The sequence below is a fragment of the Mesorhizobium sp. Mes31 genome, assembly GCF_024519675.1.
Taxonomy (GTDB): Bacteria; Pseudomonadota; Alphaproteobacteria; order Rhizobiales; family Rhizobiaceae; genus Mesorhizobium.
Genome location: NZ_JALJRL010000005.1, coordinates 187552 through 207563, shown reverse-complemented (window position 1 = coordinate 207563; position 20012 = coordinate 187552). Strand labels below are relative to the sequence as shown.

Annotated in this window: 18 protein-coding genes; 9 read left to right on the top strand and 9 right to left on the bottom strand. The window is 62.4% G+C overall.

Annotated elements, in window-relative coordinates:
* Window positions 1–16 precede the first annotated feature (16 nt).
* The 3 genes from sufC to NR193_RS10985 all read right to left on the bottom strand — a co-directional run bounded on the left by sufC (window position 17) and on the right by NR193_RS10985 (window position 3684).
* A complete protein-coding gene (sufC, locus tag NR193_RS10995; protein ID WP_056562278.1) occupies window positions 17–772 on the bottom strand; it encodes a Fe-S cluster assembly ATPase SufC in 756 nt (251 codons plus the stop codon).
* A gap of 27 nt (window positions 773–799) precedes the next feature.
* Window positions 800–2317, bottom strand: coding sequence for a Fe-S cluster assembly protein SufB (gene sufB / locus NR193_RS10990; RefSeq protein WP_256750867.1), 1518 nt, complete (start codon window positions 2315–2317; stop codon window positions 800–802).
* Window positions 2318–2505: 188 nt separating this feature from the next.
* Window positions 2506–3684 (bottom strand): cysteine desulfurase family protein, encoded by a 1179-nt coding sequence (locus NR193_RS10985; RefSeq protein ID WP_256751023.1) that lies wholly within the window; start codon window positions 3682–3684, stop codon window positions 2506–2508.
* Between the two features lie 240 nt (window positions 3685–3924).
* Between NR193_RS10985 and NR193_RS10980 the strand changes: the two genes are divergently transcribed.
* Together NR193_RS10980 and NR193_RS10975 are read left to right on the top strand one after the other, a co-directional pair.
* Window positions 3925–4599: an alpha/beta hydrolase gene (locus NR193_RS10980; protein WP_091578247.1), complete on the top strand. Its 675-nt coding sequence runs from the start codon at window positions 3925–3927 to the stop codon at window positions 4597–4599.
* 21 nt (window positions 4600–4620) lie between these two features.
* Window positions 4621–5271, top strand: a complete 651-nt coding sequence (locus NR193_RS10975) for an FMN-binding negative transcriptional regulator (protein ID WP_256750866.1) — start codon at window positions 4621–4623, stop codon at window positions 5269–5271.
* Between the two features lie 20 nt (window positions 5272–5291).
* Here the strand turns inward: NR193_RS10975 and NR193_RS10970 are convergent, their stop codons facing one another.
* The 4 genes from NR193_RS10970 to NR193_RS10955 all read right to left on the bottom strand — a co-directional run bounded on the left by NR193_RS10970 (window position 5292) and on the right by NR193_RS10955 (window position 8908).
* Entirely contained in the window at window positions 5292–6044 is a 753-nt protein-coding gene (locus NR193_RS10970; RefSeq protein WP_256750865.1) for a phosphatase PAP2 family protein, read from the bottom strand.
* Between the two features lie 111 nt (window positions 6045–6155).
* The gene (locus NR193_RS10965; protein ID WP_256750864.1) at window positions 6156–7805 is read right to left on the bottom strand and encodes a glycosyltransferase family 39 protein; all 1650 of its coding nucleotides are present in this window, start codon (window positions 7803–7805) and stop codon (window positions 6156–6158) included.
* Window positions 7806–7845: 40 nt separating this feature from the next.
* Window positions 7846–8181: a lipid-A-disaccharide synthase N-terminal domain-containing protein gene (locus tag NR193_RS10960; protein WP_256750863.1), complete on the bottom strand. Its 336-nt coding sequence runs from the start codon at window positions 8179–8181 to the stop codon at window positions 7846–7848.
* Window positions 8174–8908: a glycosyltransferase family 2 protein gene (locus NR193_RS10955; RefSeq protein ID WP_256750862.1), complete on the bottom strand. Its 735-nt coding sequence runs from the start codon at window positions 8906–8908 to the stop codon at window positions 8174–8176. The genes NR193_RS10960 and NR193_RS10955 overlap by 8 nt, the downstream gene beginning before the upstream one ends.
* Here NR193_RS10955 and NR193_RS10950 point away from each other — a divergent pair.
* Together NR193_RS10950 and tyrS are read left to right on the top strand one after the other, a co-directional pair.
* The gene (locus tag NR193_RS10950) at window positions 8886–9077 is read left to right on the top strand and encodes a hypothetical protein (RefSeq protein WP_256750861.1); all 192 of its coding nucleotides are present in this window, start codon (window positions 8886–8888) and stop codon (window positions 9075–9077) included. The genes NR193_RS10955 and NR193_RS10950 overlap by 23 nt on opposite strands.
* A gap of 144 nt (window positions 9078–9221) precedes the next feature.
* On the top strand, window positions 9222–10475 hold the full coding sequence (gene tyrS, locus NR193_RS10945) for a tyrosine--tRNA ligase (protein WP_256750860.1): 1254 nt from the start codon (window positions 9222–9224) through the stop codon (window positions 10473–10475).
* Between the two features lie 6 nt (window positions 10476–10481).
* On the opposite strand, the gene NR193_RS10940 is transcribed toward tyrS, so the two are convergent.
* Window positions 10482–13862, bottom strand: coding sequence for a DUF3971 domain-containing protein (locus NR193_RS10940; protein ID WP_256750859.1), 3381 nt, complete (start codon window positions 13860–13862; stop codon window positions 10482–10484).
* A 95-nt stretch (window positions 13863–13957) separates the two neighbouring features.
* Here NR193_RS10940 and NR193_RS10935 point away from each other — a divergent pair, with 95 nt between their 5' ends.
* Entirely contained in the window at window positions 13958–14425 is a 468-nt protein-coding gene (locus tag NR193_RS10935; RefSeq protein ID WP_256750858.1) for a peroxiredoxin, read from the top strand.
* Window positions 14426–14576: 151 nt separating this feature from the next.
* Complete coding sequence (locus tag NR193_RS10930) at window positions 14577–15881, top strand: M23 family metallopeptidase (RefSeq protein ID WP_256750857.1); 1305 nt, start codon at window positions 14577–14579, stop codon at window positions 15879–15881.
* Between the two features lie 109 nt (window positions 15882–15990).
* Here the strand turns inward: NR193_RS10930 and NR193_RS10925 are convergent, their stop codons facing one another.
* Window positions 15991–16698, bottom strand: coding sequence for a class I SAM-dependent methyltransferase (locus tag NR193_RS10925; RefSeq protein ID WP_256750856.1), 708 nt, complete (start codon window positions 16696–16698; stop codon window positions 15991–15993).
* Window positions 16699–16913: 215 nt separating this feature from the next.
* On the opposite strand from NR193_RS10925, the gene NR193_RS10920 reads away from it, so the two are divergent.
* From NR193_RS10920 to NR193_RS10910, 3 genes are read left to right on the top strand one after another with little or no spacing between them, the layout of a single operon-like run.
* Complete coding sequence (locus tag NR193_RS10920) at window positions 16914–18080, top strand: ROK family transcriptional regulator (RefSeq protein ID WP_256750855.1); 1167 nt, start codon at window positions 16914–16916, stop codon at window positions 18078–18080.
* Complete coding sequence (locus NR193_RS10915; protein ID WP_256750854.1) at window positions 18077–18841, top strand: ATP-binding cassette domain-containing protein; 765 nt, start codon at window positions 18077–18079, stop codon at window positions 18839–18841. The genes NR193_RS10920 and NR193_RS10915 overlap by 4 nt, the downstream gene beginning before the upstream one ends.
* Window positions 18842–18880: 39 nt before the next feature.
* A complete protein-coding gene (locus tag NR193_RS10910; RefSeq protein ID WP_256750853.1) occupies window positions 18881–19921 on the top strand; it encodes a sugar ABC transporter substrate-binding protein in 1041 nt (346 codons plus the stop codon).
* Window positions 19922–20012 lie beyond the last annotated feature (91 nt).

The following is a 20012-nucleotide window of genomic DNA, read 5'->3' as shown; positions in this document are numbered from 1 at the left end:
CTTCGCCTCTGGCATCTCAAGCGGCTTCGCCGATCACTCCGGCATAGCCATTGGCTTCGAGGTCGAGCGCCAGCGACTTGTCGCCGGACTTGATGACCTGGCCCTTGTAGAGCACGTGCACGCTATCCGGCACGATGTGTTCGAGCAGGCGCTGGTAGTGGGTGATGACCAGGAACGCCCGGTCAGGCGCCCGCAGCGCATTGACGCCGTCGGAAACGATCTTCAGCGCGTCGATGTCGAGGCCGGAATCGGTTTCGTCGAGCACGCACAATTTCGGCTCCAGCAGCTTCATCTGCAGGATCTCGGCGCGCTTCTTCTCGCCGCCGGAGAAGCCGACATTGAGCGGCCGCTTCAGCATCGCCATGTCCATGCTGAGCGAGGCGGCGGCTTCTTTCACGCGCTTCAGGAATTCCGGAATCTTCAGCGGCTCTTCGCCACGCGCCTTGCGCTGCTCGTTCATCGCAACCTTCAAGAATTCCATGGTCGCAACGCCCGGTATCTCCATCGGATACTGGAAGGCGAGGAAGATTCCGGAAGTCGCGCGCTCGGCCGGGTCCATTTCGAGGATCGACTGGCCATTGTAGAGGATGTCGCCCTCGGTCACCTCATAGTCCTCGCGCCCGGCGAGGATGTAGGACAGCGTCGATTTGCCCGAGCCGTTCGGACCCATGATGGCGGCGACCTCGCCGGCTTTCACCGTCAGGTTCAAGCCGCGGATGATTTCGGTGCCGTCATCGACGATGCGGGCGTGCAGGTTTCTGATCTCAAGCATTCTTTTGTTTCCTGAATATCTGTCCGGTCAGCCGACCGAGCCCTCGAGCGAGATGCCGATCAGCTTCTGCGCTTCGACCGCGAATTCCATCGGCAGTTGCTGGATGACGTCCTTGACGAAGCCGTTGACGATCAGCGCGATCGCCTCTTCCTCGGGAATGCCACGCTGCATGACGTAGAACTTCTGGTCCTCGGAAATCTTCGAGGTCGTCGCTTCGTGCTCGAACTGCGCCGTCGAATTCTTGGCTTCCATGTAGGGCACGGTGTGCGCGCCGCACTGGTCGCCGATCAGCAGACTGTCGCAGTTGGTGAAGTTGCGGGCGTTGGTCGCCTTGCGGTGCGCCGAAACCTGGCCGCGATAAGTGTTCTGCGAGAAGCCGGCGGCGATGCCCTTGGAGATGATGCGGCTCGACGTGTTCTTGCCGAGATGGATCATCTTGGTGCCGCTATCGACCTGCTGATAGCCGTTCGACACGGCGATCGAATAGAACTCGCCGCTGGAATCGTCGCCGCGCAAGATACAGCTCGGGTATTTCCAGGTGATGGCCGAGCCGGTCTCGACCTGCGTCCACGAGATCTTGGAACGGTCGCCACGGCAGTCGCCGCGCTTGGTGACGAAATTGTAGATGCCACCCTTGCCCTCGGCGTCGCCGGGGTACCAGTTCTGCACCGTCGAATATTTGATCTCGGCGTCGTCGAGCGCCACCAGTTCGACCACGGCGGCGTGAAGCTGGTTCTCGTCGCGCTGCGGCGCCGTGCAGCCTTCGAGATAGGAGACGTAGGCCCCCTCCTCGGCAATGATCAGCGTGCGTTCGAACTGGCCGGTGTTCTTCTCGTTCATGCGGAAATAGGTCGACAGTTCCATCGGGCAGCGTACGCCCTTGGGCACGAAGACGAAGGACCCGTCGGTAAACACAGCCGAATTCAGCGTGGCGTAGTAGTTGTCGGAAGTCGGCACGACCGAACCGAGATACTTCTTCACCAGTTCCGGATGCTCGCGAATAGCTTCCGAGATCGAGCAGAAGATGACGCCGGCCTGCGCCAGCTCCTTCTTGAAGGTGGTGACGACGGAGACGGAATCGAACACCGCGTCGACAGCGACACGGCCCGATTTGTAGACATTGTCGCTGACTTCCTCGAGTTCCGAGGCGTCGGTCTTCTGCACGCCGGCGAGGATTTCCTGCTCCCTCAGCGGAATGCCGAGCTTCTCATAGACCTTCAGCAGTTCGGGATCGACATCGCTGAGCGAGGTCGGGCCGGGCGTGCTCTTGGGCGCCGCATAGAAGTAGATGTCCTGGAAATCGATCTTGGGATAATGGACGCGCGCCCAGGTCGGCTCGTCAAGCGTCAGCCAGCGGCGATAGGCTTCCAGACGCCATTCCAGCATCCAGGACGGTTCGTCCTTCTTGGCCGAAATGAAACGGATGATGTCTTCGCTCAGCCCCTTCGGGGCCTTGTCCATCGCGATTTCGGTCTGGAATCCATATTTATACTGGTCGACATCGATCTTGCGGACTCGATCGATCGTCTCCTGCACAGCAGGCATAAGCGTTCTCCATCCACGCCGGGGTCAAGGCCCGGCAGTTTTCAAACTATGGCACCGCCAAAACGAACACCCAAAGGGCAGTCCGTGGCAGCGTAAGTTCCATATAGTGCGTTTCGACCGGAAATTCACCCGGCCAGCATGAAACGCACGGCTCTACCAGGCCGTGAAGCCTGTCTATCCCTGGCCGCTCATGCGGCCTTTTCCCTGTCCGCCTTTTCCCTGGCGGCTTGCCGCGCGGCGATCCCCGCCAACGCGGTGCGGAACAGTTCGATGTCCTCAGCGCCCGTCGCTGAACCGATCGACACGCGCAAGGCGCCAAGGCTGTCACCATATCCCATGGCCTTCAGCACATGGCTTGGCCCTACCTTGCCCGACGAGCAGGCGGAGCCGGCAGACAGAGCCACACCGGCCAGATCGAAGGCGATCTGCGCGGTTTCGGCCTTGACGCCCGCAATAGCGAAGAATGTCGTGTTGGCAAGCCTTGGCGCGCCGGTTCCGAAGATTTCCACGTCCGGCACCAGCATTTTCACGATGGCTTCGATCTCGTCGCGGCGATGCCCAATCGCATCCATGGCCGGCAATCCGGTCTGAGCCTCGCGCGCGGCCGCGCCAAAACCAGCGATGGCGGCGAGGTTTTCCGTGCCGCCGCGATGGCCCTTTTCCTGGCCACCGCCACTGATCAGCGGCTTCGGCATCATCAGATCGGAGGCGGCGACGATGGCGCCGGCCCCCTTGGGACCACCGATCTTGTGCGAAGACAAAACAAGATAGTCGGCGTAACCCGCTGACATATCGATCGGAACGCGCCCCGCGGCCTGAACGGCGTCTACGACGAGAATGCCGCCCGCCGCCTTGACGATCCCGGCAATCCGATCGATCGGCTGGATCACCCCGGTCTCGTTGTTGGCGGCATGGATGGCAACCAGCGGCAGGCCATCGGCCTTGTCATGCGCGGCAAGCGCCGCGGCCAGGGCCGCGAGGTCGGCGATGCCGTTGGCGTCAACGCCAATCCGCGTCACCTGCGCTGCCGGGAAGCGCCCGCCATTCAACAGGCATGGATGATCGGCCTCGGACACGTAGAGCCGGCTCATGCGCACCGTGCCGCGTCCCATCCGCCAGTCGGGTGTCAGCAGCGTCGAGGCGGCCTCCGTCGCGCCGGAGGTGAACACGACATGCTCGGCCTTGGCGTTGACCAGCGCTGCGACATCACGCCTTGCAGTCTCGATCAGGCGTCGTGCAGCACGCCCCTCGGCGTGGACCGACGACGGGTTGGCGGCGACATCAAGCGCCGCGACCATAGCCTCGCGCGCCACCGCAAGCAGCGGCGCACTGGCATTGTAGTCGAGATAGGCGCGTAGTCCGGCCATTTTCGTCCAGTTGGTCCCGTCAGAAGCCATTCCGCCGTCGTATGGCGTTATTTCCTTGAAATTCCAAGGCGAGCCGTCCTATTTACGCGGCTTGCGGCGCGAGTGGCCGGGCTCGACGTTTGGCTACTCAGTTTTGAACAATTCTAAACTAGCTTCTAAGAAGACGCTCGCCCTGCGTCAAGGCCAGAGGAAGATACGTTCCGGGCGCCGCGCATTCGTATTACCTAAGTGGAGTATTTCATGCCTGAGGTCATTTTCACCGGTCCTGCCGGCCGTCTGGAGGGACGCTACCAGCCCTCCAAGGAAAAGAGCGCGCCGATTGCCATCATCCTGCACCCGCATCCGCAATTTGGCGGCACGATGAACAACAAGATCGTCTACGACCTCTTCTATATGTTCCAGAAGCGGGATTTCACCACGCTTCGCTTCAATTTCCGCGGCATCGGCCGCAGCCAGGGCGAATTCGATCACGGCACCGGCGAGTTGTCTGATGCCGCCGCGGCACTCGACTGGGTGCAGTCGCTGCATCCGGATTCCAAAAGCTGCTGGGTCGCCGGTTATTCGTTCGGCTCGTGGATCGGCATGCAGTTGCTGATGCGCCGGCCGGAGATCGAGGGCTTTATCTCGATCGCGCCGCAGCCCAACACCTATGACTTCTCGTTCCTGGCGCCCTGCCCGTCATCGGGCCTGATCATTCATGGCGATGCCGACAAGGTGGCGCCGCCGAAGGACGTGCAAGGCCTGGTCGACAAGCTGCACACACAAAAGGGCATCACCATCACGCAGAAGACCTTGCCCGGTGCCAACCACTTCTTCGCCAACGACGCCGACCTGCTGCTCGAGGAATGCGCGGACTATCTCGACCGCCGGCTCGCCGGCGAATTGTCCGATCCGCGGCCGAAGCGGCTGAGATAGACCAGGAAGAAGCGACGGAAGATGTACGAGCCTCCTCATTTCAAGGAAACGCGGCCGGATGTCCTGCACGGGCTGATCCGGGCGCATCCGCTGGGCCTGCTGATTTCCAACGGGCCTGACGGCCCGGTCGCCAATGCCATTCCGTTCCTGCTCGACGCCGACGTGCCGCCCAACGGCAGGCTGCGCGCACATCTGGCCAGGGCCAATCCACAATGGCGCCTGTTGGCCGACAATCCGGCCTCGCCGGTGCTGATCGTCTTCCAGGGCAGCGATGCCTATGTGACGCCGTCCTGGTACGAGACCAAGCGCGAGACCGGCAAGGTGGTTCCGACCTGGAACTATGCCATCGTGCAGGTGCGCGGCACCGTCAAAGTGATGGATGACCAGGACTGGCTGGCGCAGCAGATTGCCGATCTGACTGCCTCCCAGGAAGGCGCTCGCGAGGCCCCCTGGGCAGTGACCGACGCGCCGGCGCCCTTCATCCAGTCGCAGATCAAGGGCATCATCGGGCTGGAAATCGAGATCAGCGAAATCCACGGCAAGTGGAAGGTCAGCCAGAACCGGCCGGTCGCCGATCGCGCCGGCGTTGCCCAAGGGCTGGAAAGCGAAGACCACCGCTTACCCGATATGGCCAGCCTGGTGAGATCCTACGGCGGTCTCGGCGGCAACTAGGCTTCGGCAAATCCGAGCGCTCAGGCAGCCGTCTTCCTGGGCGGGCCAATCAGCCAAAACGTCTCCTTGCGGACCGGCAATCCCGACCCTGTCGGACGAAAGATGAAGCCAAGCCGGGCAAAGACCAGCCCGCTGGCCAGCGCGAAGGCGCATCCAAGGCCGAAGCCGGCGACGGTGTCGCTGGGATAGTGTGCGCCGACAAAGACCCGCGTCGACGCGATGCAAGCGGTGATCGCCAAGGCGATGTACCAGCGGCGCGGAAACAGAAGCAGGGCAACCCCGAACACGGCGCCCATTGTCGTGGCATGGCCGGACGGAAAGCCGGCGAAGCGCGCATCAAAGGCGAAAGGGTGCAGGGACAGAACGCCAAAATCGTGGAAATAGAGCGGGCGGGCCCGGCCGATGGCGTATTTCAGCACATTGACGGTCAGGCCGGACAGACCGACGGCGCTCAGCACCAGAAATGCCAGGCAGGTCCAGTTGTAGGCCAGCATCAGCGAACGCCTCGAAAGGCTTCGCCAGTCCGTCAGGTTCGCGGCGACGAGCAGAAGCGCTGATGGAATGAGATACCAGCCACCCAGGCCGAACTGCGTGAAAAAATCGGCCAGGTGGACGAACCTTGGCGACCACTGGTCGCGAAGCATCCCCGCCGGGGTGTCGAGGCGAACAAACGCTGCCGCCGTCAGAAAGACCCAGACCAGGCCCCAGACCGGCCACAGTATGTTCGGGTAGCTGGCGGGCCGAACAGCAAAGCGCTTGCTTGCTATCTGCATCGTATCGCGAAAATTGTCCAGGGATCGGCGCCCCACGCCGAGGAGCCCGCGGGAAACAGAAGGGCGCGATTTCACGAGCATAGGAAATTCGACCCTATCATCGAACAGCCGTCATTGGACCACACGGTAAAGGCCGAGCGACAGTTTGTCTCCCGACGAATAGTTGAGCCCGTCGATCCGGGCAACGCGGTTCGCGGATTTGCCTTGTGCCGCCAGCAGGCCATTCAGTTTCTGCTCATCGCCGACCTGTGCCAGCGCCAACGCGCAGGCAGGGTCGGCAAGCAGATGCCTGGCGACGCCATCGACATCGGTCAGAACCGTTTTCGTGCCGACAAGGAACACCAGGCTCGGCTCGTGATACCCCGCCGAGGCGAGCACGGTGGTGTCGCAAGGCCTGTTGGCGCGGACCGCCGCCTCGATCGCCGGGCTCAGCCAGATCGGCTTCAGCGAGGGCGCAATGACGCCGAACAACAAGGCATAGGTGATGCCCGCACAGACCGCGACGGCGGCAATGCGGCGAAGCGGCACCTGCAACCGCCGCGAAAAGGCGAAGTAGCCGGCGCCGAGCGCTGCGGCGGCCGCCGGAATGCTCCACCATGAGAAGGAGCCGGTGAGGTAGATCGGCGCGCCCACGCCCACCACGGCCAGGCCGAGGCTGACCACGACCAGACCGAATGCGGTCGACCACCACAGCCAATCTTGCCAGCGTCTGAGCGGTGCATTAGCATCCTGCGGCGACAAGGTCAGCAGCCAGCCGATCAGCAGCGCCATGCCGGGGTAGGCCGGCAGGACATAGTGCGGCAGCTTTGTCGGAATGAGTTCGAACACCAGCCAGAATGGGATGTACCAGGCAAGGCAGAAACGCAGCCGGGGATCGTCGCGCAACCGGTTGAGCGCCTGGAGCCCGGCACCAACCGCGATCAGACCGAAAGGCCACATGAACAGCGAGTAGGTCAGCATGTAGAAGCCGGGCGGCAGGCCGTGCGATTCCTCGCCCGACGCGACCTTGCCAAGCATGTCCTTGCCAACGGCCTGTTGCAGGAAAGCGCCATGGCTTTTCCAGGTGATCAGGGCAAGCCAGGGCAGCACGATCAGCACGACGAGGGCCAGGCCACGCCCCACTCTGAGCTTCGCCAGCCAGCGCCCGTCGCGCTCGAAGGCAAACAGCACCGCAATGGTGAGCGCCGACAGCAGCGGCGCAATCGGTCCCTTGACGAGGATCGCAGCACCCTGCGCTATCCAGAACATCCACCACAGATGGCCGGCGACAGGTTCGTTCCGGCGCGACGTCAGATAGATCTGCGCCAGCGCGCCTTGCGCCACCACGCAGCAGGCCAGCAGCATCGCATCGGTCTTGGCGTCGCGGCCCTCGAAGGCGGTGGCGAAGATCGCGGCCATGACCAGGCCGGCGGCGATACCGGCATTGGCACCGAAAAGATTGGTGCCGGTCCAGGCGATCGCCAGCACCGCAATGGCAATGCCGAGCGCCGAGACGGTGCGATAGACCCAGATCGGCGCTTCGGCGCCCTCGCCGCTCAGCATCACGGCCGCGGATTGCAGCCAATAGATACCGATCGGCTTCTGGTAGCGCGAGGCGTCCTGAAAGCGGATGTCGACATAGTCGCCGGTCTCGACCATCTGCTTGGTGGCCTGGACGAAACGCGGTTCATCACGGTCGATCGGCGGCATCGACGCCAGCCCGGAAACCGTCATCACCAGGCTGAACAGGAAGAGAAGGATGTAGTTCCTGTTCAACGCCATGCTTCAGCCTCTCTGACCATTTTCGACGTGCCCAGGCCGCTCAATCGACCTTGGTCATCGCCGCCGCCTTGCGCTCATTGGCGATCAGCCAGAGATTACGGATATAGATGAACATGCCCATGGCCTGGCCGGCGATGAACACCGGATCCTGACGCTGGATAGCGTAGATCAGAAGCAGGCCGCCGCCGAACAGCGAGAAGAACCAGAAGGCGACCGGCACGACGCTGCGCTTGGCCTTTTCCGAGGCGAGCCACTGCACGACGAAGCGCATGGTGAAGAAGAACTGGGCGATGAAGCCGAGCAGGATCCACGCATCGAACTGCTTGATGAAAACCTGGTGAAGCCAGGTCACCAATTCCTGAAGCACGTTACCCATGCCTGATTTCCTCTACTTTGGGCATTCTGCGCCGCCTGCGGCGCAGCCACCAGACACCGCCGAGATCGAGCGCGCCCTGCAGGCCGCGATCGAAAATCCCGTAATTCGACTTGCCGTGCCTGCGCGAACGATCGACGACGTCGCAATGCACGATACGGTAGCCCTCCTGGATGACCAGCGCCGGAACGAAGCGATGGGTGCCGTCGAAGAACGGCAGTTTGCGCAGGATATCGGTATGGACCGCCTTCAGGCCGCAGCCGGTGTCGCGCGTCTCGTCATGGAGGATGGCGTTTCTCAGCCAGTTGGCGAAACGCGACGCCAGTTGCTTGACCTTGCTGTCACGGCGCTTGAGGCGCTGCCCCTGCGCGGCGCCGAATTCGGGCCCGGCCTGCCGCAAGGCATCGACCAGCACGGGAATGTATTGCGGATCGTTCTGGCCATCGCCGTCGATCGTGGCGACGATGCTGCCGCGCGCCGCCCAGGCGCCCGAACGCACCGAAAGGCTCTGGCCGGCGGATTTCCGGTGTCGCAATTCCCGCAGCGGAAACGGGCGAATTGCCGCCTGCTCGGCGAGCACCGAAGCGGTCTCGTCGGTCGAACCGTCATTGACGATGATCAGTTCGAAGTCGCGGCCGGCCATCGCCGCCTCGATCTCATCGATCAGCAGCGGCAGGTTTGCCGCCTCGTTCCTGCAAGGAATGACGATGGATATCAATGCGTCCGGCATGTCGCGTCGGGCTCTGTCGTCGGATATGGCATTGGATGGATGCCGTGCGGTGCCGTTCGAGGTCGTGGGCTGCAAGAACCTTCTGGCGCGGCGCCTCATTACGCCAGCCGAAACGATGAAGCAAGCATTCGTGCCGGAAGGCCCGCTGCAACGTTTCAACAACGGGTGATCGCTTCGGCGTCTCGCGATCCTTGGCGCAAGGGCAATCAGCCGCAAAACCGGATTCCACTTTTGCTGATCGCGCTTGGATGCTAAACGCCCGCGTTCATGCACGCCAGAGCCGCAGCGGCCGGGCGCTTTCGGGAAAGAAACAATGTCCGCCTTCAAATCCGATTTCCTGCGCACGATGAGCGAGCGCGGTTTCATCCACCAGACTTCGGATGATGCCGGCCTCGACAATCTCTTCGCCAAGGAGACGGTGACGGCCTATATCGGCTTCGACGCGACCGCCAAGAGCCTGCACGCCGGATCGCTGATCCAGATCATGATGCTGCACTGGCTGCAGCAGACCGGCCACCGGCCGATCGCGCTGATGGGTGGCGGCACTTCGATGATCGGCGATCCGTCCTTCAAGGACGAGGCGCGCAAGCTGCTGACCCCGCAGGATATCGACGACAACCTTGCCGGCATCCGCCGCAACTTCATGCCCTACCTCAAATTCGGCAGCGGCCCGAATGACGCGATCATGGTCAACAATGCCGACTGGCTGATGGAGATCAACTACGTCAATTTCCTGCGCGACGTCGGCCGTCACTTTTCCGTCAACCGCATGCTTGCCTTCGATTCCGTCAAGCTCCGGCTCGATCGCGAACAGTCGCTGTCGTTCCTCGAATTCAACTACATGATCCTGCAGGCCTATGATTTCGTCGAGCTCTACAAGCGCCTTGGCTGTCGCCTGCAGATGGGCGGCTCCGACCAGTGGGGCAACATCATCAACGGCATCGACCTCGGCCGTCGCATGGAGGACGCTCAGCTCTACGCGCTGACCACGCCGCTGCTCACCACCTCATCGGGCGCCAAGATGGGCAAGTCGGCCTCGGGCGCGGTCTGGCTCGATGCGGAAATGCTGAGCCCCTACGAATTCTGGCAGTACTGGCGCAACACCGAGGATGCCGACGTCGGCCGGTTCCTGAAACTGTACACGACGCTGCCCTTGACCGAAGTCGCACGCCTCGAGCAACTCGGCGGATCCGAGATCAACGAAGCGAAGAAGGTGCTCGCCACCGAAATCGCCGCCATGCTGCACGGCCGCGAGGCGGCGGAAAGAGCCAGCGAGACGGCGCGCAAGACATTCGAGGAAGGCGCGCTCGCGGAATCGTTGCCGACCGTCGAGGTTGAAAACGCCAAGCTCGAAGCCGGCGTCGGTATCCTGTCGCTTCTGGTAACCGCCGGGCTGGCGGCGTCGAACGGTGAAGCGCGGCGGCATGTGCAAGGTGGTGCCGTGCGCTTGAACGATCGGCCTGTCAGCGATGATCGCCAGCTGGTGACATCCAGGGATTTGAGTCCGGAAAACGTCGTAAAGCTTTCACTCGGCAGGAAAAAACACATTCTCGTGCGGCCGGCCTGAGGTCGATTACCGGTATTCGAAGATTGACCTGAATATCCCGGGCGCGATGACGGACAGCGGGTTGACGTCCAGCAGTGGCTTGTTGGCGTTGCCCTTGAGCCGGTAGGTGACGCCGATCAGGCCGCGATCGCGGCCGTTGCCGAGAAGCGCGCCGACGATCGGCAATTCGCCGAAGATGCGGTTGAGGCCATAGACCGGCATGAAGGTGCCGGTCATGTCCATGTTGTTATCCTGGTCATAAAGCGTCCCCTGGAAGGTGGTGCCTATGCGCGGACCGCGCAGCACGCCATTGGCCAGTTTCAGGTAGCCGCTGCCCTTGTCGATCTCGGCATAGCCGCGTTCGAACTTCACCCGCGACGTGTCGAGATTGCCCTTGACCGCCTGGTTGAGACTGCGGCTGTCACCGGCCGGCGTCGTCGAGACGATGGAGGCCAGCTTCGGTTCGTTGACGACGAAGAAGTTGGTCGTATCGACCTTGCCCTTCATCGGACCGTCGCTTGCTCCCGCCAGCGCCAGCGTGATCGAGCCGCCTTCCATGTGTTCGTAGATGTTGAGAAACCTCAATATGGCGCCGGCATCCGCGGACTGCACGTTGAGCGCGCGGCGGCCGTCGCCGGTCGTGTTGTTGATGGTTATGGCCGCACCCGAACTTGCCGTGGCGCTGACCTTCAGCCCGTTCACCCTCGAGCCGGCCGCGCTGTAGTCGAGCTTGAGGTTGGACAATTGCTCGTCGTGGAAACCGATCAGCTGATCGACGTCGGCGCTGACCGAAATGGCGTCCGAACCGGTGGTCTTGGTCGCTGTGTCGACGTCCGAGGTGAACTGCTTGATGAGAGAACGGGCATCCAGCACGCTGCCATTGACGTCGACCGCATAGCCCTTGCCCGATCGCTTCACCGACACTGCGACATCGTCTCCCCTGTTCAGGGCGACCTTGCTGAACCGTGCCGACGACAGCGCGCCATTGACCAGCACAACGCTGCCGTCGACGGAAAAAGTCTTTCCGTCGAGATTGAAGTCGGACAGCGTCGTGGTGTCGCCGGACTTGGTCATGACGAATGTGACATTGGCGGGAACCCCCGCCCCCTTGCTCCAGCCCGCCCACGGAATGTCCAACCTGGCATTGGTCAAATCGGCCGAGACGTTCTGGTTGCCGGTACCGCTCTTGTCGATGGCGACCTTCACCGTCCCGGCAAGCAGCGGCGTCAAGCCGGGCATCGCGGCGGCACGGACCTTGTCGTCGAGCACCAGAGCCACCTTGCGGCTGCGCGCCGGCCCGCCATCCTCCAGCGGCTCGATGAGATCGAGCTCGGCCGGTATGCCGTTCAGCGCTGCCTTGGCGGAGATCACCGCCTTTTCGGGGTCGATCGTGATCGAGCCGTCGGCATCCGCAACGGTCTGGCCCTCGAAAGGCTTGGCCAATGAAAGGCCCGTGTAGTCGAGCGACACCAGCCAATCGAGCTTCGAGGTGTCGATACCGGACTGCAACGGGATGTCCGCCTTGACGTGACCGGTGACGCTGCCGGACAGGTCTTCCGGCAGGAAGCCGACATGGCGCATGGCGTTGATCGGCTCATACGAGGCGAGTTCGGCGATTGCCGGCGCTTCGCCCTCGACGTCCAGGTCGAGCGAGCCGATGACCGGTGGATGGTTCGCCGCCTTGACCGTCAACGTTCCGTTGCTGGCCGCGACTGTACGGCCACTGGGCATGAAGACCGTGCCCGAGGTCAGCGCGATATCGACATCATTGGCACGGAAAGCAACGACGCCGACCGCGTCGCGTATCGGCGGAATGCGGCCGGCCGTGTCGAAACGCGAGCCTTCGATCTGGAAGCGGCCGAACACCTCGTCGGCGGAAAGCGGCACGCCATTGCCCAGGCGATCAGGCACGACATGGAACTGAAGGTTGGCGTCGACGACGCGGCCGCCAAACAGATTGTCCAGCACCCACAGCCGCGCATTGCGCGCCGAAAACCACGGCCAAAGCTGCTTGACGTGGGAGACCGGCATGTTGTGGACGTTGAAGGCGAGATTGATCCCAGGCGCCTTGCCGTCGACGAACTCCACGGCGGCGGTTCCCAGCACCTCGCCGCTGGAATCGGAACGAAACGCGATCTGCTCGGCCACCAATCTATGGCTAACGGTCTGATAGACGCCGGCAATTCGAGCCAGGAAAGCAAGCGCGGGCTCTGGCGACTCCGATGGCGCCAACGTCGAACCGTCGCTGGTCAGGTCGTAACGATAGGAGGGCTCCTCACCCGTGGCCCCCGTCGCCGGCTTCGGCCCTATCGAGCCGGCAAAATTGAATGTCGAGCGGCCGGTCTTCAGCAGCAGCCTGTCCACCTGGATCTTGTTGCTGCCCGCAACCAGCGTCGCATCGACACTGACATCTGCCGGCAGCAGTCCACGAGCGTCAAGATCGAACACGGACCCCGTCGATGACAGCGCGGCCGTCAGGCGTGAAGCATTCGTGCCGTTCCCTTCCGATCCTGTCAGCTTCAGTGCGACCGCGCCCAGCTTGCCGGCAGCGGCCGTGGTGTCACCGGCATCCGCCAGATCGATGCTCGCATTCAGCCCCGTCACGCGGTGGGCCGCGATATCGCGGGTGGCGGAAGCTGCAACGGTAACCACCCTGCCGTCGACATCCGCCTGTGACGAAAACTCCATGCCACCAGGCCCCGACTGCGCGACGGTGGCGTCGATGATCTTGACCCGTTTGATCGTTGCGGTATCGGGCAGCACGAATTCGACGTTGCGAAGATCGATCCGGCGCAGCGAATCTTCCCGCACCGCGTCGAGCGCGCGATGGATGTCGCCGAACACCGCATCGGACAGTTTCTCCGGATCGATGAGGCCGTCCTCGTTGCGCAGGCCCGCGGACCAGTCGCCACTGGCCGGCATCGCCGCCACGACGATGCGCGCATCGGATATCCTGGCGCTGGTCAGCCGCACATCCCCCCACAACAGCGGTATCAGGCGCACGCCGAAACGCACGCGGCCCGCATCCGCCATCGGCTTGCCGTCGGCGGTCTTCAGGCTGACGTCGCTGACCTGCAGGGCAATGAAGCTCGATCCGTCAAGGGTGATGCGCGCCGGTCCGACCGAAACATCGACATCGAGGCCGGCCAGTTTCTCAATGGCGGTTTCCGCTTCCGCCCGAAGCCGCTCGGAGCCAACGCCAGATACACCGACCAGGTAGACAACGACAGCCGCCAACAACACGAGGCTGGCGACGCCGGCGAACACCCTTGCCAGGATGCGAAAGCCGCGTCCGATCGACGCCTGACCGAGCGGCGGCACGCGGCACGCGGACGGAAAAGTCCCCAGGTCGGTGATCTCGTCACGCCTGAACCGAATCTTCTCGTGCTGCGGTTGCTCCTGATCCACGCAATTTTCCGTTGTACGAACTCGATCGTGGACGAATCCCCGTTCGACACTATATCGGTGTGGCTTCGCGCGTAACCTCAAACAAGGGCATTGGTATGGCTGACCTCGACGTAGGTAATCTTGCGCCGCAATTCGATCTCCCGCGGGACGGCGGCGGGTCGCTCAGCCTTGCCGCACTGTCGGGTAAGCCCGTTGTGCTCTATTTCTATCCGCAGGACGACACAACAAGCTGCACGCAAGAGGCTATAAGCTTTTCGCAGCTGAAGCCCGAATTCGAAAAGGCTGGTGCCGTGGTGATCGGCCTGTCACCTGACAACGCCAAGAAGCACGACAAGTTCAAATCAAAATACAATCTCACCATCGACCTTGCCGCCGATGAGGAGCGCAAGGTCATCGAGGCCTATCATCTGTGGGTCGAGAAATCGATGTATGGCCGAAAATACATGGGTGTCGAGCGTGCGACGTTCCTGATCGGCCGTGATGGGCGGATCGCCAGGATCTGGCGCAAGGTCCGGGTCAAGGGCCATGCCGATGACGTGCTGGAGGCTGTCCGCGCGCTTTGAGTTCTTGCCGGCAAAGACTGATGCGCCTTCACCGCAACCCTATGCCCGCCTGACGGGCAATTGCCGACGGCAAGCCGACACCCGCAAAGCTTTGTTAACCCTAATAATGTGTAATCAAGCAGTCGTGGTGTCGTAACGAAAGCTTGGTCCCGTGAACGCAACCGGTCAGTCCGCAGTCTTCGGCAGGCGCAAGGAGCCCCATACGGTCATCATCGCCCGGGGCAACGAGATCAGGCACTTCACGGTCCGCCCCTGGCTCGCGGCATTTCTCGGTTCAGCGCTGGCCGCCATCGTCGTCGGCTACCTGCTGGCCACCTCCTACCTCGTGCTGCGCGATGACCTGATCGGCGCCACCACGGCGCGGCAGGCCCGCATGCAGCAGGCCTATGAAGATCGCATTTCGGCGCTTCGCGCCCAGGTCGACCGCATCACCAGTCGCCAGTTGCTCGACCAGCAGCTGATGGAAACCAAGGTCAGCGAACTGCTCGAACGCCAGAGCCAGTTGAGCCAGCGCCATGGCCGCCTCGGCCCGCTGCTCGAACGCGCAGAGAATGAAGTCGGAACGGCGCCAGCTGAAAATCCGCCGGCGGTTGGGAAGCCGGACAAACCCGCCGAGGTGACCGGCAGCATCAACCAGCCTGTACAAAACTACGCGGTCGCCAGCCTGAGCGGCAATCCCGGCGCTGGCGACACAAGGCCGTTCTCACTGTGGTCGACCCGTTCCGATCCGCTGCCCAACGATTCAGCCGCCGATCGCGCCGACAAACTGTTCGTGTCGATCAACCAGTCGCTGAAATCCATCGAGAGCGAGCAGCTCAGCCGCATCAGCACGCTTGCCGACAATGCCTACAAGAGCGCCGACGCGATCACCCAGGCGCTCGTAGCGGCGGGCCTGCCGGTCGACAGTGATTTCGGCAGGAGCAACAGCGATGTCGGCGGACCGCTGATACCGCTCGACAGTTCGATGATCTTCGACAGCAAGGTCAAGGAACTGGACGAGGCGCTGGACACGCTCGACCAGCTCAAGAAGGAAGCGCGCCAGCTGCCGCTTGCCAATCCGGCCCCCGGCCACTCGGTCACCAGCCCGTTCGGCGTTCGCACCGATCCTCTCCTCGGCACCGCCGCATTGCATTCCGGGATGGATTTCAGGGCCCCGATCGGCATGGCTGCCAAGGTCACGGCGCCCGGCGTCGTCACCAAGGCCGGTTGGAACGGCGGCTATGGCCGCATGGTGGAGGTCGATCACGGCAATGGTTTTGCGACGCGTTACGGGCACCTCAGCGAGATCGACGTGACCGTCGGCGAGAAACTGGACGCCGGCGCCGTCATCGGCAAGACCGGCAGCAGCGGTCGCTCGACCGGCCCGCATCTGCATTACGAAGTCCGCCACAATGGCGAAGCCATCGATCCCCTGCGCTTCCTGACTGTCGGCAAGAAGGTCGCCCAGTATCTCTGAGACGCTCAAGCCCTGATCGAGGCCGGGGGTTTAAAGCCTTGGCCGGTGTGATCGATCGCGCCAGCAGGCGGGACTGACACGTTCGACGTCGTTAGAGCATCCCTTGCCATCAATTGATGACAAGCGCGGCCCGCTGCTCTTCGAAGGCCGCCCAAGTGTATTGCTCTGGCTTCAACACCTCGTTCAGCGCCTTCCACTCTCCAAATCGCCATCCTGGGTAGCAGAGCAGTTCGTCAAACAGGATGACGCTGCCGCTGACGAGCCTATCCTTGCAGAGCGTGAGAATAGCTTTGCAGGGCGTATAGGTGTCCGTGTCAACATGAATGAAAGCAATCGGGCCTTGGTGCTGCTTGAGAAACGTTGGAAGCGTATCTTCGATCCAGCCCTTCATCAGGCTCACATTTTGCCGAACCCTCGGCACAAGGCCGTCCCTGTTGAACTGCTGACCCTTGGCTTGGAAGTCAGTTCCAGCCCAGTTTTCTTGAAGGCCTAGAAAGGCATCAAATCCAAAGATTGGCCGCGTGTCGCCACGCGCCGTCAGCCTGTCGGCAAAATGGTTGATGCTTGTCCCGTCGAAGACACCAAATTCCAGCAGAAACCCGGACTTCGCCACCTTCTCAATTGCGTAAGTTCGTATTTGCCCTTGGTCGTTGAAAAGCAATGCATTGTTCATGTGCGGCGCCACAAAATCAGCACCCTCGATAACGCAGCGCTCATGCAATATTTGCGTCATACGTCGTTCTGGAAGCACAACAACTGATGGCTGGCGCTTTCGTTTGAGACCGTGTCTCTCCAGGAAACTGGTAAGTTTCGACACTATTTGCCGCTCCACCAAATGTGCTCTTGTGAGTGAGGCGGGATAGAAAATCAAGCGCCGTGGATTTTGCCTTCCTTGGCCCCGTCCTGCACCGGTTCGCAATGGCCTCGTCGGCTGCGGACCGTCGCGCCGAGGATGCGCGAATTATTTTTGAATTCCATTTGACTGAATAAATAACTGATGCGAAGCTGCCCTCTCCTAAAGGGGCGCAAGTCATGGCACTGCGGGGGACCAATCAGGAATTCGGCCGGCCCTACAACCGGCGTATCGTGCTTGAGTCCATCCGCCTTCATGGACCAATCGCCCGCAGCGAGATTGCCAGGCGCGTCGGGCTCACCGTCCAGACGGTATCGACCATCGTCCGCGAGCTCGAAGAGCAAGGTTACATCCTGTCTCTGCGCGAAGAGCCAAAGGGGCGTGGCCTGCCGCCGGCGACCCTGCGGATCAATCCCGACGGCGGCTATGCCGTCGGCACCCACATCACCCCGCTCGGAATCAACGCCGCCTTGATCAATCTGAGCGGCGACGTGATCGAGAGCAGCTACCGCGAGGCCCCCAACGCGACCCCGGACCACGCCTTCGACCTGATCGGGGCCATGGTGGTCGAATTGACCCGATTGCGGGCTGGAGGACGGGTTCTCGGAGTTGGCATGGCCCTGCCCGGGCCATTCGGCGTCGAATCCATGAGCTTTGTCGGTCCGACCACCATGACCGGCTGGAAGGACGTGGCGCTGCGCGAGCGGCTGGCGGCTTCCACCGGACTACCGGCCTTCTTTGAAACCGACATGGCGGCCGCGGCCATGGGCGAACGCCTCTATGGCCTCGGGGCTCAATTCTCCGAATACTACTACCTGTATTTCGGCGTCGGCCTTGGCGGTGCCATGGTTCACGACGGCAGCGTGTTGCGTGGCGCCTGGGGAAATGCCGGCGAGATCGGGCATATTCCTGTCGTTCCCGGCGGCGAGAATTGCCCTTGCGGCAACAGCGGCTGCCTCGAAAGATACCTCTCGCTCGAAGCGCTCCGGCGCTGGAACGGCAGCGAGGCCGATTGGGTCGCGGAGGTCGCTCCGGTCTTCCACAATGCCGTCGCCATCATCGAGAATCTGTTCGACCCGGAAACAATCATCCTGGGCGGGCTGGCGTCCACCGAACTGCTCGAGCGGCTGGCTGGCTCGACCGCGGGCCTGCACAACTCCGTCTCCGCGCGCAAAGACCGCAAGACGCCTCGAATTGTCGTGGCGCGCGGCGGGCAGCATTCGGTGTTGCGCGGTGCCGCCGCCCTTGCTGTTTCCGGAGTGCTGTCGCCCCGCTTCGGGCAGATGTTCGCTGCCGAACGCGAGCGCGAGCGCGACCTTCTCAAAAGCAGGGAGATTGCTGCATGAGCGAACCGCTGCTGGTCCTCGACAACGTCACCAAGAACTATGGCGCGATCGAAGCGCTCAAGGGGATCAGCTTCTCGATCGGCCGGGGCGAGGTCGTGGCGTTGCTGGGCGACAACGGCGCCGGCAAATCCACACTGGTCAAGATCATCTCCGGCGGGCTGGAGCCGACCTCCGGCCGCATGTTGTTCGAGGGCAAGGAGTTCCTCGCCAGGTCGCCCGCCGAAGCCAAGGAAGCGGGCATCGAAACCGTCTACCAGGACCTCTCGCTGTGCACCAATGTCGACGTGGTCGCCAATTTCTTCATGGGCCGCGAGATCACCAGGAAGGTTCTTGGCATTCCGGTGCTCGATGAGGGCGCCATGGAGGCGGTCGTCGAAAAGGCGCTGGCCACCGCCGGCACCCGCATCCCTTCGCTGCGCACCAATGTCGAGCATCTTTCGGGCGGCCAGCGGCAAGCCATCGAGCTCAACCGCTTCGTCCACTGGGGCGGCAAGCTGGTGCTGCTCGACGAACCGTTCGCCGCACTCGGTGTCGAACAGACGCGGCGCGGTCTCGACATGATCCGCCAGGTGGCGAGCCAGGGCATCGGCGTCGTCATCATCACCCATATCATGCAGCAGGCCTTCCAGGTCGCCGACCGGATCGTGGTGATCCGGCAAGGCGTCGTGGCGGGCGATGTCGCGCGCAACAAAACAAGTCCCGACGCGGTGATCAACATGATTACCGGTGAGACGCTTGCCGGTGCCGGACCGGTAGGCTGAGGGACAAAAGAGGGGTCCGGCTCAACAGGAGCGAACGACATGAAGAGAATACTTCTTGCTGTCTTCGGTATCCTGGCACTGGCCTTTGCCACGCTCACGCCGGCATTCGCCCAGTCCAAGGGAACCGTATATTACTTGGTCCCGACATTGCTCGATGAGTTTCAGACCGGCTCGGTGAGCGCTCTGGAGCTGTTCGTGAAGCAGGTCGGCTATGAGGTGAAGACGCTGAACGCCGACAACAAGACCGACGCCCAGCAATCGCAGATGAATGACGTCATCGCGCTGAAGCCGGCCGCGATCATCCTTGCCGCCGTCGACTTCAATGCGCTGAAACCGTCCATCGAAGCAGCGCGCGCAGCCGGCATCCCGGTGGTCGAGTTCGACCGCCAGATCACCTCGACCCCCTCCGACTTCACGTCGGTGGCGGGAACGGTGGAGATCGGTTACGTAGCCGCCGACCAGGCCGAGAAGCTTCTGAAAGCGAAGAACGGCTCGGTCAAGGGCAAGGTCCTGCAGGTGCTCGGCGACCCCGGCGATCCCTACACGCTCGACATCCAGAAGGGTTTCGAGGAGAAGATGAAGGCGTTTCCGGACGTCAAGATCATCTCGCTTCCGGCCATGCAATGGGAAGCCAGCAACGCCGGCACCATCGTTGCCGACCAGATGCTGGCGAACCCCGATATCGACCTGATCTTCAGCCATGCCGCGCACCTCTCGGTCGCTGCCGTCGCCTCGCTCGAGGCCGCCGGCAAGAAGCCGGGCGACGTCATGCTGATGAGCTCGAACGGCGCTCCGGTCGGCCTCGACCTGATCCGCAAGGGCTGGCTCAACGTCGAAGTCGAGCAACCGCTCTACGCGCAGGCCGCGGCCGTCGCCATGTTCATGGACAAGGTCGTCAAGAAAGAAGAGATCAAGCCCGGCGAATATGACGTGCTCGGCCTGAAATCGACCGTGACCAAGGAAGCCTGGGGCCCGAACATCAAGATCCCCGGTGCTGCCATCACCAAGGAAAACGTCGACAACCCGGCCTTCTGGGGCAACCAGAAGCCGCCGACGGACACCGTCAAGTCCGTCGAATAGCAGTATCCCCGCAAAAACGCTCCGGGCCATCTCGGTCCGGAGCCAATCCTCTGCAATTTCAATTTGCGCATGGTCCTGCGAAGATCGAATT

Excerpts from the sequence above, each read along its gene's own strand:
- NR193_RS10965 (WP_256750864.1), bottom strand. The coding sequence starts at position 7,805 with ATGGCGTTGAACAGGAACTACATCCTTCTCTTCCTGTTCAGCCTGGTG.
- NR193_RS10955 (WP_256750862.1), bottom strand. The coding sequence starts at position 8,908 with ATGCCGGACGCATTGATATCCATCGTCATTCCTTGCAGGAACGAGGCG.
- NR193_RS10960 (WP_256750863.1), bottom strand. The coding sequence starts at position 8,181 with ATGGGTAACGTGCTTCAGGAATTGGTGACCTGGCTTCACCAGGTTTTC.
- NR193_RS10970 (WP_256750865.1), bottom strand. The coding sequence starts at position 6,044 with ATGCAGATAGCAAGCAAGCGCTTTGCTGTTCGGCCCGCCAGCTACCCG.
- NR193_RS10910 (WP_256750853.1), top strand. The coding sequence starts at position 18,881 with ATGAAGAGAATACTTCTTGCTGTCTTCGGTATCCTGGCACTGGCCTTT.
- NR193_RS10935 (WP_256750858.1), top strand. The coding sequence starts at position 13,958 with ATGGCTGACCTCGACGTAGGTAATCTTGCGCCGCAATTCGATCTCCCG.
- NR193_RS10920 (WP_256750855.1), top strand. The coding sequence starts at position 16,914 with ATGGCACTGCGGGGGACCAATCAGGAATTCGGCCGGCCCTACAACCGG.
- sufB (WP_256750867.1), bottom strand. The coding sequence starts at position 2,317 with ATGCCTGCTGTGCAGGAGACGATCGATCGAGTCCGCAAGATCGATGTC.
- NR193_RS10980 (WP_091578247.1), top strand. The coding sequence starts at position 3,925 with ATGCCTGAGGTCATTTTCACCGGTCCTGCCGGCCGTCTGGAGGGACGC.
- NR193_RS10950 (WP_256750861.1), top strand. The coding sequence starts at position 8,886 with ATGGATATCAATGCGTCCGGCATGTCGCGTCGGGCTCTGTCGTCGGAT.
- NR193_RS10915 (WP_256750854.1), top strand. The coding sequence starts at position 18,077 with ATGAGCGAACCGCTGCTGGTCCTCGACAACGTCACCAAGAACTATGGC.
- NR193_RS10975 (WP_256750866.1), top strand. The coding sequence starts at position 4,621 with ATGTACGAGCCTCCTCATTTCAAGGAAACGCGGCCGGATGTCCTGCAC.
- sufC (WP_056562278.1), bottom strand. The coding sequence starts at position 772 with ATGCTTGAGATCAGAAACCTGCACGCCCGCATCGTCGATGACGGCACC.
- NR193_RS10985 (WP_256751023.1), bottom strand. The coding sequence starts at position 3,684 with ATGGCCGGACTACGCGCCTATCTCGACTACAATGCCAGTGCGCCGCTG.
- tyrS (WP_256750860.1), top strand. The coding sequence starts at position 9,222 with ATGTCCGCCTTCAAATCCGATTTCCTGCGCACGATGAGCGAGCGCGGT.